This window comes from Microbacterium sp. NPDC089987, assembly GCF_044748505.1.
Taxonomy (GTDB): domain Bacteria; phylum Actinomycetota; class Actinomycetes; order Actinomycetales; family Microbacteriaceae; genus Microbacterium.
Genome location: NZ_JBIVGE010000001.1, coordinates 263136 through 277432 on the forward strand (window position 1 = coordinate 263136; position 14297 = coordinate 277432).

Sequence of the window (14297 nt, forward strand, 5' to 3'; positions counted from 1 at the left end):
GATGAACGCGCCGGATGAGAGGGTGGATGCCATGGATGCCATGGATGCCACGGACCTGACCCACCTGCGCCGATGCGTGGAGCTCGCGCGCGAGGCCCTCGACGACGGCGACGAGCCGTTCGGCTCGCTGATCATCTCGCCCGATGGCGAGGTGCTCTTCGAAGACCGCAACCGGGTCGCCGGGGGCGATCACACCCGGCATCCCGAGTTCGAGATCGCCCGGTGGGCGGCGGCGCATCTGTCTCCGCAGGAGCGGGCGGATGCGACGGTCTACACCTCGGGTGAGCACTGCCCGATGTGCTCGGCCGCGCACGCCTGGGTCGGCCTCGGGCGCATCGTGTACGCGACCTCGTCGGCGCAGCTGTCGCAGTGGCACGGGGAATGGGGACTGGCGCCTGGACCTGTGGCCGCGCTGCCGATCGAGGTGGTGGCTCCTGGCATCCGGGTCGACGGGCCCGCCGACGACCTCGTCGACGACGTCAAGGAGCTGCAGCGGCGCCTCGCCGAGCGCTCGTCTTCTTAGACTGGATCGATGCGACCACTCACCGAGACCCAGGTCCGCGAGGCGATCAAGAACGCCGACGCCGATGAGATCGAGCAGATCGGGATGCCGCACGACTTCATCCTGACCGACTGGGACTACATCGACTTCCTCGCCTGGCGAGACCCCGAATCGAGCCGTCGCGCGGTCGTGATCGTCGAGCACGACGGGGATCCGATGGGCATCGTGCTGCGCTCCACCGACCCGGCGCGGGTGCGCTCGGGCATGTGCAACATCTGCCGCACCATGCAGCCGGGCAGCCAGGTGGCGCTGCTGACCGCACGGCGCGGGGGAGCGAAGGGCCGTCGCGGCGACAGCGCGGGCACCTACATCTGCGCGGACCTGTCGTGTCATGACAACGTGCGACTCGCGCATCCGCTCGCGCCGAGCGAGGTGCGCGCCCCTGGTCAGATCGACCAGCGGCTCGACGGCACGAGGCACCGCATGGAGGACTTCGTGGTGCGCGTGCTTTCGGAGGACTGACGGTCGCCGCGCCTGGCGGGGTCACTTGTGTACGGTTTCGGCGCTGCTTCCGTACCCAATTGACCTCGCACCCAGGCCGCGCTCGCGGGGCACCACCCACCGCGTGAACCTCGGTGCCAGGTAGGCTGAAACCCCGTCCTGCGCATCGAAGGAGAGCCATGACCGAGCCGCTTCTGCTCACGATCGGCGAGGGCCTCGCCCGACTCACGCTCAACCGTCCCGCGAGCCTCAACGCCTTCGACGCCGATCTGGCGCACGCCTGGCGCGACGCCACAGCCGAAGCAGTGGCCCGCGACGATGTCGGCGCCATCCTCATCGAGGGAAACGGCCGGGCCTTCTGTGCCGGCGGCGATGTGCTCGCCATGTCGACCGGGATGGCCGGCGGGCACGAGATCACGTCCCTCGCGCACGTCATCAACGCGGGCATCCTGTCGCTGACCACGTCCGCGATCCCCGTCGTCGCCGCCGCGCACGGCACCACGGCGGGCGGCGGCCTGGGCATCCTGATGTGCAGCGACTACGCGGTGGTCGGCGCGAGCTCGAAGATCGGCAGCCGCTACGCGAACATCGGACTGACGCCCGACCTGTCGGTCTCGGCGCAGCTCGCGCGGGCCGTCGGCGAGCGCCGTGCGCTTCAGCTGCTGCTGCAGGACCGGATGCTGTCGGCAGACGAGGCCGTCGAGTGGGGCCTCGTCGCTGAGGCGGTGGCGGGTGCCGCAGGCGAGGCGGGGTCTGATCCGGATGCCGAGGCGGATGCCGTACGCGAGCGCGCCGAGCAGGTCGCGCGCTTCTGGCTGGCCGGTGCATCCGCCGCCTACGGGCAGGCGAAGCGTCTTGTGCGCTCGCAGCCGTCGCGCTCCTTCGAGGAGCAGCTGAGCGCCGAGGCCGACTCCATCGGCGCGGCGTTCGACACGGCCGACGCTCAGGCGCGCATCGCCGGATTCGCGGCGGCCTCGCGCAAGCGTTGACGTTTATCCACAGCATCCGATCGTCCTGACGGGTGCATGGGAGGATGAGATCACCGACCGGGGAGGATCTCACCATGTCCGACGTCACACCGTCAGCCGGGCATCCGGCGAACGCCGATGCGCACAAGCCGATGTCGTCGAAGCTGCTGCGCGGCGCCATCTGGATCGCGATCGGCGCACTGATCGCCGCGGCCCTCGTGTGCGTGGTCTGGGTGCTCGTCGGCGACCAGGACGGCCTCATCGGCCGAGCTTTCCTGACGATCCTGCTGCTCGCCCTGTTCGCGGGTGTCGCGATCGCCGAGGCGCATCTCGCCGAGCGACGTCCTAACTGGCTCGCCCTGAGCAGCATGATCAGCTGGATCATCGTGCTCCTCGTCGGTGCGGTGAAGATCTGGCTGCCGCGCGACGTCGCGGAGTGGTACGGCTGGGTGGGCGTGAGGTTCTTCCAGTTCCTCCTCGTGATCGCGATCCTGCAGCTGGCTCTGCTGCACGTGCGCCTGTTCACGAGCGCCTCCCGCCGATACGTCACGACGTTCACGCGAGTGATCGTCATCGTCACGTTCGCGATGCTCGCCGGCCTGGTCGCGCTGCTGGTGTTCCACCTGACCTTCCCCGATCAGTTCCGATACGACGACCTGTACTGGCGCATCGTGGTCGCGCTCGCGATCCTCACCGCCGTCGGCACCACCCTGATCCCGCTGCTGAACGCGCTGTTCGCGCCGCGTGCGCCCCGCCCCGCGCGGCCCGCTGCCGCAGCTGCCCCGCAGCAGATGTGGCCGACCTATGCCGATGGCCGCACGCCGCTGCCGGCGCTGCCCGACGGCAGCCCCGACCTGAACGCGTACTACACCGGGCGCCCGACCTATGCGCCGCAGCAGACGTCGCCGAGTTTCCCGACGCTCGAGGCTCCGCACGACGCCTACGGGCAGGCCGCCCAGACGGGTGCCCAGACCGGACCGCCGTCGGTGGCGCCGCGGGTCGAGCCGAGGTGGGATGACAGCGCGCCGTTCGCGCGTGTGCCTGAGCACCACGGTGCCGGGTCCGCTCCCGCCGGACCCCCGGCGCCGCCCGCTCCGCCGACGTCGCAGGCCCCGTTCGGCGGAACCGCCGCATCCGCCACTCCGCCGGTTCCGCCCGTGCCTCCAGTACCCCGCGCCGGGGGAGCTCCCGCTGCCCCTCCGGTGCCTCCGGCTCCTCGCGTGCCGCCGGTTCCGCAGTCCGCAGGTCCGGTTCCCCCGACCGCAGCTGCACAGCACCCGGCTCCGCCCGTGCCCCCGGCTCCGCCGACCGCTGCTGGGCAGGGCGGGCCAGCAGCTGAGCCGCACGCGCCCGAGCGGACCGAGGACCAGCCGTGACCGCAGCCGATCTCGGCACGCTCGCCGCGGAGATCGCGCGGGAAGCCGGCGATCTGGCTCGGCGTCGGCGCTCCGAGGGAGTCGCGCTCGCCGCGACGAAGTCCACCATCTCCGACATCGTGACCGAGGCGGATCGTGAGGTCGAGCAGCTGATCCGTGAGCGACTGAAGGCGGAGCGACCCGAAGACGGATTCCTCGGTGAGGAGACCGGCGCGGAGCGCGGCTCGAGCGGGCGCACCTGGGTGGTCGACCCGATCGACGGCACGGTCAACTACGCCTACGGCATGCCCGGATACTCGGTCAGCATCGCCGTCGTCGAGGGTGAGCCCGATCCCGACCGCTGGCGCAGCATCGCCGGTGCCGTGTGTGCGCCCGCGCTGGGGGAGCTGTTTACCGCTGTTCGCGATGAGGGCGCGTGGCTCGACGGCAAACGTCTGGTCGTCACCACCGAGACCCCGGCCGGAGCACTGCTGGGCACCGGGTTCGGGTACGACCCGTCGACCCACGACGGCGATCTCGCCACCGTCAGACGCGCGATGACGATCGCCCGCGACGTGCGACGCATGGGGTCCGCGGCGATCGATCTCGCCTACCTCGCGGCCGGGCGCCTCGACGGGTTCTTCGAGCGGGGCCTGAAGCCCTGGGACTTCGCCGCCGGGGTGCTTCTCGTCGAGGAAGCCGGGGGAGTGGTGACGCGCCTCCACCCCGCCGCCGCCCGACCGATGCTGGTCGCCGGAGGCCCAGACGTGCACCGACGGCTGTGCGAGCTGCTCGCCGACGACGGCAGATGATGAGTATGTTCGGACTCATGGCTTTTTCAGCCGGAGCACGATAGCGTTTACCTGATCGTTACTTTCGTCGCCCGAACGACGTGAGTGATCAAGCCCTTCTTCAGCTTGACCCGAAACCCGAGAGATCCGTTTTGCCCCCTGAGCACACTGAGAACGCCGCTGCCACCACGCGTCGTTCGAATCGACTGCGCGCCGCCACGACGGCCCCCGCCGATTCCACAACTCCGAACGCAGACCAGGTCGTCCCCTCCGCGGCATCCGCTGTCGCCGCTGCTGCGGCCGTGACCGCCGCCGCTGTCTCGGCTGCCGCGACGAGCCGTCGCGCCCGTCGGATGGCCGCGGGCGGAAGCCCCGAAGCGCAGACCGTCACCGAGCCCGAGGCCGTCATCGCCGCGCCCGCTGCAGTCATCGCCGAGATCGTCGCATCCGTGGCATCCGCTGCCTCTCCCGCTCCCGCTCCCGCTGTGCGCGAGGAGCCCTCCGAGATCGTGGATCCCGTCGCTGTAACGGTCGACGCAGACGCGTTCACGGTGGCGTCGGAGGCCTTTGGCTTCCGTCCCGTCGATGACCAGTCCGTCGACGAGGTGCCCGTCGCCGACGAGCCTGTGTCTGCGGGCATCGTCGTCTCTCACGTCGCTCCTCGGCGTCCTCGGGTCGCGCGATTCGTCGCGGCCGGTGCCAGCCTCGGCGTCATGGGCGTCGCCGGCCTCATCGCCGTGTCGATGACACTGCCCGTATCGGCCGTGGCCGCCAGTCAGGGTGGCGCGTCGACCTCCCTCGTCGCCGGCGCTGCCGCTGCCTCCTCGGCGAAGGTCGACGACGGCCAGATCCAGGCGTTCGTCGCTCCCGCCGATGCGCAGGGCGAGTCGCTCGCCCGCTCCGACTCGTACTCGACGATCTCGCTGGCGCAGGTCGCAGCTGAAGAGGGCATCAAGTTCTCCGAGAGCCTGTACACGAACGACCCCGAGGCCGCGATCCAGTGGCCGTTCAAGGTCGGTGTGGCGATGAGCTCCCCCTATGGGGAGCGCTGGGGCCGGCTGCACGCCGGCATCGACCTCGTGCCTGGAGAGGGCGCGCCGATCCAGGCCATTGCCGACGGCACCGTGCGCACGGCCACCGAGTCGGGCGGCGCGTACGGCGTGACGATCTACATCGATCACGTCATCGACGGCCAGGTCGTGACGAGCCACTACGCGCACATGCAGCACGGCTCGATGCAGGTCAAGGCCGGCGACACGGTCAAGGTGGGCGACGTCATCGGACACGTTGGAAACACGGGCCGTTCGTACGGTGCGCACCTGCATTTCGAGATCATCATCAACGGCTCGACGGTCGATCCGCTGCCGTGGATGCAGCGAAACGCCGGGCGTTACGAGTACTGAGCCTCGATTTCGCGCGAGACACCGTGAGGTGATAATCTCATCTGGTTGCCCGGAAACGGGCAGCACGCCCCGATAGCTCAGTGGCAGAGCACTTCCATGGTAAGGAAGGGGTCGTCAGTTCAATCCTGACTCGGGGCTCGCAGCATTCAGATTTCGATCGGATGCCCTGCGGCAGGGTAGCTCAGTTGGTGAGAGCGCACGACTCATAATCGTGAGGTCGCGGGTTCAAGCCCCGCTCCTGCTACAGAATGAAACCCCCGGTGAAGCCGGGGGTTTTGTCGTATCTGGTGGCGATCGAAGCGGCCGCCCGGCCCCGAGACTTCTGTTCGAGCACGAGACTTGCCTGGCGAAGGTCGGTCTCATGCTGGAACGCAAGTCTCGCGCGGCCGGCGGGGAGACGGACGGCGGGCGACAGGAGCGCCGAGCCCGCCCGATAAACTGGAGCGTGTGACTGGCGCGCGTGCCGAGGCGGCATACTCTCGCTCCCTCGCGGCTTTCCGAACGCCGACGCTGGGGCTGCTCCATGGTCGCCAGGCGCCCTTCGTCATCGCAGCCTTGTCGATGCTGTTCTCGGCTGAGCGCCCCTCCGTGCCCGTCGCCGATGCGCACGCCGAGGTCGCCGAGGCGCTCGACGAGCTGCGCTCTGCGGGACACGACGATGACGACCGCCGTATCCCCGCGGGCAGCGGACGGGAGGTCTGCCGCACCTGGGCGAAGCAGGGCTGGCTCGTGCAGCAGATCGACGACGACGTCGAGGTGTACCGGCTCTCAGCGCATGCCGTCGAAGCACTCGAGATCACCGGCCGCACCGGCGGCGGGCGCACCCGGGTGTCGAACTCTCGGGTGCGCACCCTGCTCGACGCGGTCGAGCGCCTGGCCGATGAGGCCGAGGCCGACCCCGTCAAGCGCATCGCCCGGTTGACCGCCGAACGGGATGCCCTCGACGCCGAGATCCTGCGGGTGCAGGCGAACGGCACGGTTCCCGTCGACGACGAGGAGCTGTACGAAGAAGCCGAGAACATCCTGCACCTGGCGCGCGAACTGCCCGCCGACTTCACCCGCGTCGCCGAGTCGCTCAAGGCGATGCAGCGTGATGTCGTCGCGCACCTGCGCCGTGACGAGCGCCCGACCGGCGAGGTGCTGCGCGAGTACCTGCAGCGCGCGAAGGACGTCATGCAGTCCACCCCCGAGGGGCGGGCCTTCGCGGGTGCCCTCAAGCTGATCGGCGACCCCGAGCGCATCGACGCTCTCGCCGAGCAGCTGCACGATCTGCTCGCGCACCCTTTCGCCCGGCACCTCGATCAGGCCCAGCGGGCGGAGTTCGATGCGATCGGCCGCCGGGTCGAGCTGGGCGTCGAGGAGGTGCTGGCCGCGCAGCGTCGCGCCTCGCACGTGATCACCGGGCAGGTGAAGACGCACGATCCGCTGCGCGATCGGCAGATCGACGACCTGCTGCGCGATGTCATCTCGGGCCTGCATCACTGGGCGCAGGCGGCTCCGTCGAATGCGACCGTCGACCCGGTGCGCAGCCTGCCGCTCATCGACCTCGGACGCCTCCGTCAGACGGTGGGCGACGTCCGGACGCCGGGTGCTCCAGCGCCGTTGACGGATGCCGACGACGTCGAGTACCTCGAAGCCGACTCGCGCTCGTGGGGCGGGCCGCGGTACGCCGAGCTCGAGACCTACGTGGCGGGTCTCGGGGAGGGGTTCGACCTGGGGGATGCCTTCGCGCACGCTCCCGACGACACGCGGCGCCCGGTGGACCTGGTCGGTCTGCTCGAGATCGCGCACCGCAACGGCATGAACGAGACCGACGGTCTGTCGACCGTCGAGACGCTGCGCCCCGACGGCACCACGAGACGCTTCGCGTTCGTCTCGGCCACCGCCCGCGCGGCCAAGGAGGACGACGATGACTGACGAGACTGCTGCTTCCGGCCCGGCTGCGGATCGGGCATCCGGGCGGGAGATGAAAAACGCGGGTGCGGATGCCGCGGAACCGGCGTTCGGCATCCCCGAGTCGACGGCCGCGGATCGGGCACCCGGGTCAGGGATGGAAAACGCGGGTGCGGATGCCGCGGAACCGGCGCTTTCCATCCCTGAGCGACCCGGCGACCGCGCAGACGCCCAGACCGACGCGCCGTTCATCGCCCCGGTCGCGATGGAGGACGACCTCGACGAGCTCTTCCCCGGCGACCGCGGCACGCTCGACTCGGAGGTGCGCCGCGTGCTCGTGCACGTGCTGCAGCGGCGGTTCCTCAGCGCCGACAACCGCGCCGAGTGGGCGCTGCTGCTCGAGCACCAGCAGCTCATCGAATCGCGGATGCACGACATGTACCTGCGACTGGTGGTCGACCTCGGCCGCGGCGTGGCGTACAAGCAGCAGGTGCGCTCCGACGAGTTCGAGGTGCCGATCCTGCTCAAGGACGCCCCGTACAACCGCACCGAGACGCTCGTGCTCGTGCACCTGCGCACGGTCTTCCAGCGCGAATCCGCGGCGGGGGAGCCGGCCCCGCGCATCGACATCGAGGACATCGAGCAGACCGTGCTCAGCTATCTGACGGATGCCGATGGCAGCACCGCCCGTCAGCAGAAGGCGATCCGCGCGGCGCTCGACCGGCTCGACCGCGAGGGCGTGATCGACGAGGAGACCCTCGGCCGTTATCGGATCAGCCCGCTCGTCGAGGTGGTGCTGAGCGCCGAGAGGCTCGCCGAGCTTCGCGCATGGCTGCGCGAGCAGGCGGCGCAACAGGCATCCCGAGCAGAAACCGCCCGAGCCGCGACCGCCCAGAAGGAGACGACGCTGTGACGATGCTCGACACCCTCTTCGGGCTCATCCCCGCTGACTCCCGCGGCCAGCAGTGGGTCGCCGAGGATCTGCAGCTCATCAACTGGGGCGGTTACGACGGCGGCCCGCACCGGGTCCGGTTCTCGCCCAACGCGACCATGCTGTGCGGCGGCTCGGGCTCCGGCAAGTCGACCCTGATGGACGCCTACATCGCCCTGATGATGCCGCACACGACGCCGTTCAACGGCGCCTCGAACGGCGGGATCACGGGTCGCCCTCGAGGGGATGAGCAGCGCAACATCCTCTCGTACGGCCGCGGCAAGATCGACGAGTCACGCACCGACGAGGGCACCAAGCTCCGTGTGCTGCGCGGCGATGGTGAGGACACCTGGACGGCCATCGCGATGACGTGGCTCGACCACGACGGCTCGCGCTTCACGGCGCTGCGGGCCTGGTACATCCCGGCGGGCGCGCGCATCCTCGAAGACACCGTGCGGGTGCGTGCGACGACCGATGGATTCTTCGACCTCGCGCGCCTCGAAGAGGTCGCCTCGCAGCGGCTCGCCGACTCCGCGCTGCGCTCCCTCGGGCTGGAGACCCTCGCCACCGACCGCGAGTTCTCCGCACGACTGCATGCCGTCCTCGGCATCGGCGCGGCGGGTTCCGGCGCGAAGGCGATGAGCCTGCTCGCGCGCATCCAGGCCGGTCAGCAGATCACGACGGTCGACGACCTGTACAAGCGGCTGGTTCTCGAAGAGCCCGAGACGATGGCGACGGCGGATGCCGTGGTCGCGCACTTCGACGAGCTCGAGAGCACCCGCACGAGCATGATCACCGCGCGCCAGCAGGTGAACGCGCTCGAGCCGATCCAGGGCATCCGGGAGAAGATCACGGCAGCCGCAGAGCAGGTGCGGCTGATCGACGAGGTGGGCGATTTCGCCTCCCCGGACTCGCGCGCCGCGCTGTGGCGGGCCGAGCGCCGCCTCGACCTGCTGCGCGAGGTCGAAGACGAGCTGCGCGAGCGCACGCACGCCCTCGACCTGACCCTGCGCGAGAAAAAGGCGCTGGTCGACGCCGCCGAGGCCGAGCGCGACGGCCTGCTCGACCTGCTGCGGCAGTCGGGCGGCGACCGGCTCGAGACCGCGCAGCGCGAGCTGCGCGCGGTCGAGCGACGCCTCGCCGACGTGCAGCGCGAGCGCGACCGGTTCGACGCCGTGCTGGCCGAGCTCGGGCTGTCGGCGACGACGGCCGAGGAGTTCGCCGAGGTGCAGGCGGCCGCCCGGGCGGCGCAGTCGGACGCATCCGCTCGCCGCCAGGCCAGGGCGACGTTCGCCGAGGCGGAATCCGCCCGGCAGGCGCTCGCGAAGCGCCGGCGTGCGCTCGCCGAGGAGCGCGCGGAGGCGGATCGGCTGCGCGGCAGCATCCCTCCCGCCCTCGACAGGGCGCGCATGCTGCTGGCCGAGGCCGCCGGTCTCGACGCCGGCGACCTGCCCTTCGTGGGCGAGCTGATCGAGGTGCGGACCGAGTTCGAGCCGTGGCGCGAGGCGTTCAATCTCGCGCTCGGCGGTTTCGCCACGACGCTGCTGCTCGACGATGCGCACATCGACCGGTTCCGCGCGGCGATCGACGAGGTGCGGCTGCCGATCCGCCTGCGCTACGAGGGTGTTCAGACGGGGCTGGCGTCGACCGATTCTGCCGATGCCCGCACGCTGCCGGGCCGTCTCGACTACCGTCCCACGCCGTTCACCGGCTGGCTGCAGCAGCGCCTCGACGAGCGCTTCGGATTCGTGTGCGTCGACTCGTCGGCGCAGCTGGGCGCGCACTCGACGGCGCTCACGATCACGGGCCAGATGTCGCAGGGCAGCCGCGGCGCGCACGGCGGGCATGGCCGCGAGAACGTGATCGGATTCTCGAACGAGCGGCGCCTGCGCGCGCTCGACGAGCAGGCCGCCGCCCTTGAGACGGAAGTCGCGGCGGCGACCGCCGCGGTGACGGATGCGGAGGCGGCGATGGATGCCATCGAGCAGCGCTCGACGGCCTTCGCGATGATCCATGACCTGAGCTGGGAGCAGATCGACGTCGCCTCGCTGGCGGCGGAGGTCGAGCGCTGGCAGGCCGTCGAGGCCGAGGTGACGACGGCGAACCCGGAGATCGCGGATCTGCGGGAGCGGGCCGAGGGCCTCAAGGTCCGTGCCGCCGTGCTGCGCGACGAGATCGGTGCGCTCGGCGCGCAGCGCGCCGACGCCCAGGAGCGCTGGGGCGCGGTGACCGACGACGTCGACGAGTGCCAGCGGGTCGTCGATGATGCTGCGGAGATGTCGGTCGGCGATGCTCAGGCGGCGTTCCTCGATGAGCGGTTCATGCTCGAGCACGGCGAGGGGGAGGGTGCGCCGGCGAGCGACCGGCTGGCCCGTCTCGACCTGGCGTTGAAGTCGGCGGCGGCGCGCTTGGCATCCGACCGCCGCGCGGCCGAGGAGGCGCACGCCGAGCGGCGGGAGCGGATGCGGCAGCTGATGGCGTCGTTCCTCGAGCGGTGGCCGAACCTCAACCTGCTGCCGGATCCGGATGCCTCGGTGCCGGAGTTCCTCGGCATCCTCGAGGCGCTGCGCACGAACGGCCTGCACGAGCTCGAGAACGAGTGGCGCGACAGCCTGCTGGGGCTCTCGGGCAACGACCTGACCAGCCTCGATTCGACGCTGAGCCGCTCGGTGCGTGAGATCAGGGAGCGCATCGAGCCGATCAACAGCATCATGCGCGAGCTGCCGTTCTACGACGACCGGCATCGCCTGCAGATCTCGCCGCGCGAGAACCAGTCCGAGGCGCGCAAGCGCTTCCGCCGGGAGCTGCGCGAGGTGCGCGGCCTGATCGAGGCGGCCTCGACCGACGACGAGCGCGAGCACGCGTACAAGCGGATGAGCCGGCTGATCGGGCGCATGCGCCGCACGGCTCCCGACTTCGCCGAGCTGATCGACGTGCGCAACCACGTACGGGTGTCGGCCGAGCGGGTGCTCGCCGAGACGGGCGAGCACGTCGCGCTGTACGACCACATCGGCGAGAAGTCCGGTGGCGAGTCGCAGGAGCTGGTCGCGTTCATCGTCGGCGCGGCTCTGCGATATCAGCTGGGGGATGCCGGCGCTTCGCGTCCGCGCTACGCGCCGGTGTTCATGGACGAGGCGCTGATCAAGGCCGACGCGCACTTCACGAAGCGGGCGATCGGCGCGTGGCGAGGGCTGGGATTCCAGCTCGTGATCGGCGCGCCGAACGACAAGTACAGCGCGATCGAGCCGCACGTCGATGTGGAGTACACGATCCTCAAGGACACCCGCGGGCGCTCGTGGGCGAAGCCGAAGGTCGCGGTCGACTGACGGGTGTGGCCGTTGCCCAAATCGGCTCCACGGTGCGGTATGCCCCCCGGCGCGGCATCCCCGCGTCGATAATGTGAGGGAGCCCCTACACCGCAATGATGCCGTCAAGGAGATCCCATGGCTTCCTCCCGAGAATCCCGCAGGGGCGCCGGCGCGTCCGTGCACGACCCCGCACTGCCACCTGTCGCCGTTCCTGAGGCTGAGCTCGAGCGGGAATCCCGCATGACCGTGCCGAAGATCGTGCTCTGGGTCGCGGTCGCCCTGCTCGGCGGCGTGGCGTGGACCATGCTCGCCATCGTCCGCGGCGAGACCGTCAACGCGATCTGGTTCGTGTTCGCGGCGGTCTGCACCTACGCGATCGGCTACCGGTTCTACTCGAAGGTGATCGAGCGGTACATCACCCGCCCGGATGACCGCCGTGCGACCCCCGCCGAGATCCGCGAAGACGGCAAGGACTACGTGCCCACCGACCGTCGCGTGCTGTACGGCCACCACTTCGCCGCGATCGCCGGAGCCGGCCCGCTGGTCGGTCCGGTGCTCGCCGCCCAGATGGGCTTCCTCCCCGGCACGATCTGGATCATCGTCGGCGTCGTGCTGGCCGGTGCCGTGCAGGACTACACCGTGCTGTTCTTCTCGATGCGACGCAGCGGACGCTCGATCGGGCAGATGGCACGCGACGTGCTCGGCAAGGTCGGCGGAACTGCGGCGATCATCGCCTCGCTGCTCATCATGGTCATCATCATCGCGATCCTCGCGCTGGTGGTCGTCAACGCCCTCGGCGAGAGCCCGTGGGGCGTTTTCAGCGTCGGTATGACGCTGCCCATCGCGATCTTCATGGGCCTGTACCTGCGCTTCCTGCGACCCGGTCGCATCACCGAGGTGTCGCTGATCGGATTCGTGCTGCTCATCGCCGCCATCGTCGGCGGCGGCGCCGTCGCCGCGACCGACTGGGGCCAGGCGATCTTCCACCTCGATCGCAGCACCATCGCATGGGCCATCATCGTCTACGGATTCATCGCCGCCGTGCTGCCCGTCTGGCTGCTGCTCGCCCCGCGCGACTACCTGTCGACCTTCATGAAGATCGGCGTCATCGTGATGCTCGCCGGCGCCATCGTGCTGGTGCGCCCCGAGATCGAGGTGCCCGCGTTCACCGAGTTCGCCGAGACCGGCTTGGGGCCGGTGTTCTCCGGAACGCTGTTCCCGTTCCTGTTCGTGACCATCGCCTGCGGGGCCCTGTCGGGCTTCCACGCGCTGATCTCGTCGGGCACGACGCCGAAGCTCATCGAGAAGGAGCGCCAGACGCGCTTCATCGGCTACGGCGGGATGCTGATGGAGTCGTTCGTCGCGATCATGGCGCTCGTCGCCGCGATCTCGATCGACCAGGGCATCTACTTCGCGATGAACTCGCCGGCAGCGCTCACCGGCGGCACCGTCGAGGGAGCCGTGACCTTCGTCAACTCGCTCGGCCTCACGGGCGTGAATCTGACTCCCGAGATGCTCACGAGCACCGCGACGGCGGTGGGCGAGGAGACCGTCGTCTCGCGCACGGGCGGCGCTCCCACCCTGGCGCTCGGGCTCGCGCACATCATGCACCAGATCGGCGGCGGCACCGCGATGATGGGCTTCTGGTACCACTTCGCGATCATGTTCGAGGCGCTGTTCATCCTCACCGCCGTCGACGCCGGCACCCGCGTGGCGCGCTTCATGCTGCAGGACTCGATCGGCGCCTGGATGCCCAAGTTCCGTGACATCAGCTGGCGTCCCGGGGTCTGGATCTGCACGGCGATCATGGTCGCCGGGTGGGGCTACATCCTCATCCTCGGCGTCACCGACCCGCTCGGCGGAATCAACACCTTCTTCCCGCTGTTCGGCATCGCCAACCAGCTGCTGGCGGCGATCGCGCTCGCCGTGGTGTTCGCCATCGTCGCCAAGCGCGGTCCGAGCTACGTGCGCTGGCTGTGGATCATCGCGGTGCCGCTGGCCTTCACCGCCGTCATCACGATCACCGCGTCGATGTACAAGATCTTCTCGCCGGTGCCGGCCATCGGGTACTGGGCCAACAACGCCAAGTACCGTGCCGCGCAGGCGGCCGCCGACGGCAGCCTCGGCGAGCCCGAGGTGGTCGAGGCGGTGATCCGCAACACGGCCGTACAGGGCACCCTGTCGATCGTGTTCGTGGTGCTGACCATCGTCGTGATCGCCGTGGCGGTCATCTCGGGAGTGAACTCGATCCGCAGGGGCATCACCGACGACGGTGAGGACGAGCCGACTCCCTCGCGCCGCTTCGCCCCGGCCGGCTTCATCGCCACGAAGGCCGAGCGCGAGATCGAAGAGCAGTGGCGCGAGCACGACAGCGCTACCGGTACGGCCCGCACTCGAGGCGGCCACTGATGAGCGCGTCCGGCCTGGAGCTCCGCTCCGCATCCGTCGCCCTCTGGCGGCGGATGCGGGGTGCGGCCTCGGGCATCCGGTGGTACGTCACCACGCTGATGGGTGACCGGGCGTACGAGACGTACGTCGCTCATCACCGGGCGCAGCACCCGGATGCGCCGGTGCTCACCGAGCGGGAGTTCTGGCGAGAGCGGATGGACGAGCAGGACCGCAACCCCGGGGCCCGTTGCTGCTGA

General features: G+C 70.0%; 11 protein-coding genes and 2 tRNA genes. All 13 read left to right on the top strand.

Annotated features, from left to right (window positions below):
* Position 1: 1 nt before the first annotated feature.
* The 13 genes from ACIPV2_RS01295 (at position 2) to ACIPV2_RS01355 (ending at position 14297) form a co-directional block, all read left to right on the top strand.
* Positions 2-523: a nucleoside deaminase gene (locus ACIPV2_RS01295; RefSeq protein ID WP_400837409.1), complete on the top strand. Its 522-nt coding sequence runs from the start codon at positions 2-4 to the stop codon at positions 521-523.
* Between the two features lie 9 nt (positions 524-532).
* Positions 533-1024 (top strand): FBP domain-containing protein, encoded by a 492-nt coding sequence (locus ACIPV2_RS01300; protein ID WP_400837412.1) that lies wholly within the window; start codon positions 533-535, stop codon positions 1022-1024.
* 158 nt (positions 1025-1182) lie between these two features.
* Positions 1183-1992 carry an enoyl-CoA hydratase/isomerase family protein gene (locus ACIPV2_RS01305; RefSeq protein WP_400837415.1) on the top strand — a complete coding sequence of 270 codons (810 nt, stop codon included), beginning with the start codon at positions 1183-1185 and terminating at the stop codon, positions 1990-1992.
* A 74-nt stretch (positions 1993-2066) separates the two neighbouring features.
* Positions 2067-3347, top strand: a complete 1281-nt coding sequence (locus ACIPV2_RS01310) for a hypothetical protein (protein WP_400837417.1) — start codon at positions 2067-2069, stop codon at positions 3345-3347.
* Positions 3344-4138: an inositol monophosphatase family protein gene (locus ACIPV2_RS01315; protein WP_400837420.1), complete on the top strand. Its 795-nt coding sequence runs from the start codon at positions 3344-3346 to the stop codon at positions 4136-4138. The genes ACIPV2_RS01310 and ACIPV2_RS01315 overlap by 4 nt, the downstream gene beginning before the upstream one ends.
* 131 nt (positions 4139-4269) lie before the next feature.
* Positions 4270-5520: a M23 family metallopeptidase gene (locus tag ACIPV2_RS01320; RefSeq protein WP_400837423.1), complete on the top strand. Its 1251-nt coding sequence runs from the start codon at positions 4270-4272 to the stop codon at positions 5518-5520.
* A 66-nt stretch (positions 5521-5586) separates the two neighbouring features.
* Positions 5587-5658, top strand: a tRNA-Thr gene (locus ACIPV2_RS01325).
* 32 nt (positions 5659-5690) lie between these two features.
* Positions 5691-5764 (top strand) — tRNA-Met (locus ACIPV2_RS01330).
* Positions 5765-5967: 203 nt separating this feature from the next.
* On the top strand, positions 5968-7437 hold the full coding sequence (locus tag ACIPV2_RS01335; RefSeq protein ID WP_400837425.1) for a DUF3375 domain-containing protein: 1470 nt from the start codon (positions 5968-5970) through the stop codon (positions 7435-7437).
* Positions 7430-8326, top strand: coding sequence for a DUF4194 domain-containing protein (locus tag ACIPV2_RS01340; protein ID WP_400837428.1), 897 nt, complete (start codon positions 7430-7432; stop codon positions 8324-8326). The genes ACIPV2_RS01335 and ACIPV2_RS01340 overlap by 8 nt, the downstream gene beginning before the upstream one ends.
* Positions 8323-11670: an ATP-binding protein gene (locus ACIPV2_RS01345; RefSeq protein WP_400837431.1), complete on the top strand. Its 3348-nt coding sequence runs from the start codon at positions 8323-8325 to the stop codon at positions 11668-11670. The genes ACIPV2_RS01340 and ACIPV2_RS01345 overlap by 4 nt, the downstream gene beginning before the upstream one ends.
* A 117-nt stretch (positions 11671-11787) precedes the next feature.
* Positions 11788-14061: a carbon starvation CstA family protein gene (locus tag ACIPV2_RS01350; RefSeq protein WP_400837434.1), complete on the top strand. Its 2274-nt coding sequence runs from the start codon at positions 11788-11790 to the stop codon at positions 14059-14061.
* Positions 14061-14297, top strand: a complete 237-nt coding sequence (locus ACIPV2_RS01355) for a YbdD/YjiX family protein (RefSeq protein WP_400837437.1) — start codon at positions 14061-14063, stop codon at positions 14295-14297. The genes ACIPV2_RS01350 and ACIPV2_RS01355 overlap by 1 nt, the downstream gene beginning before the upstream one ends.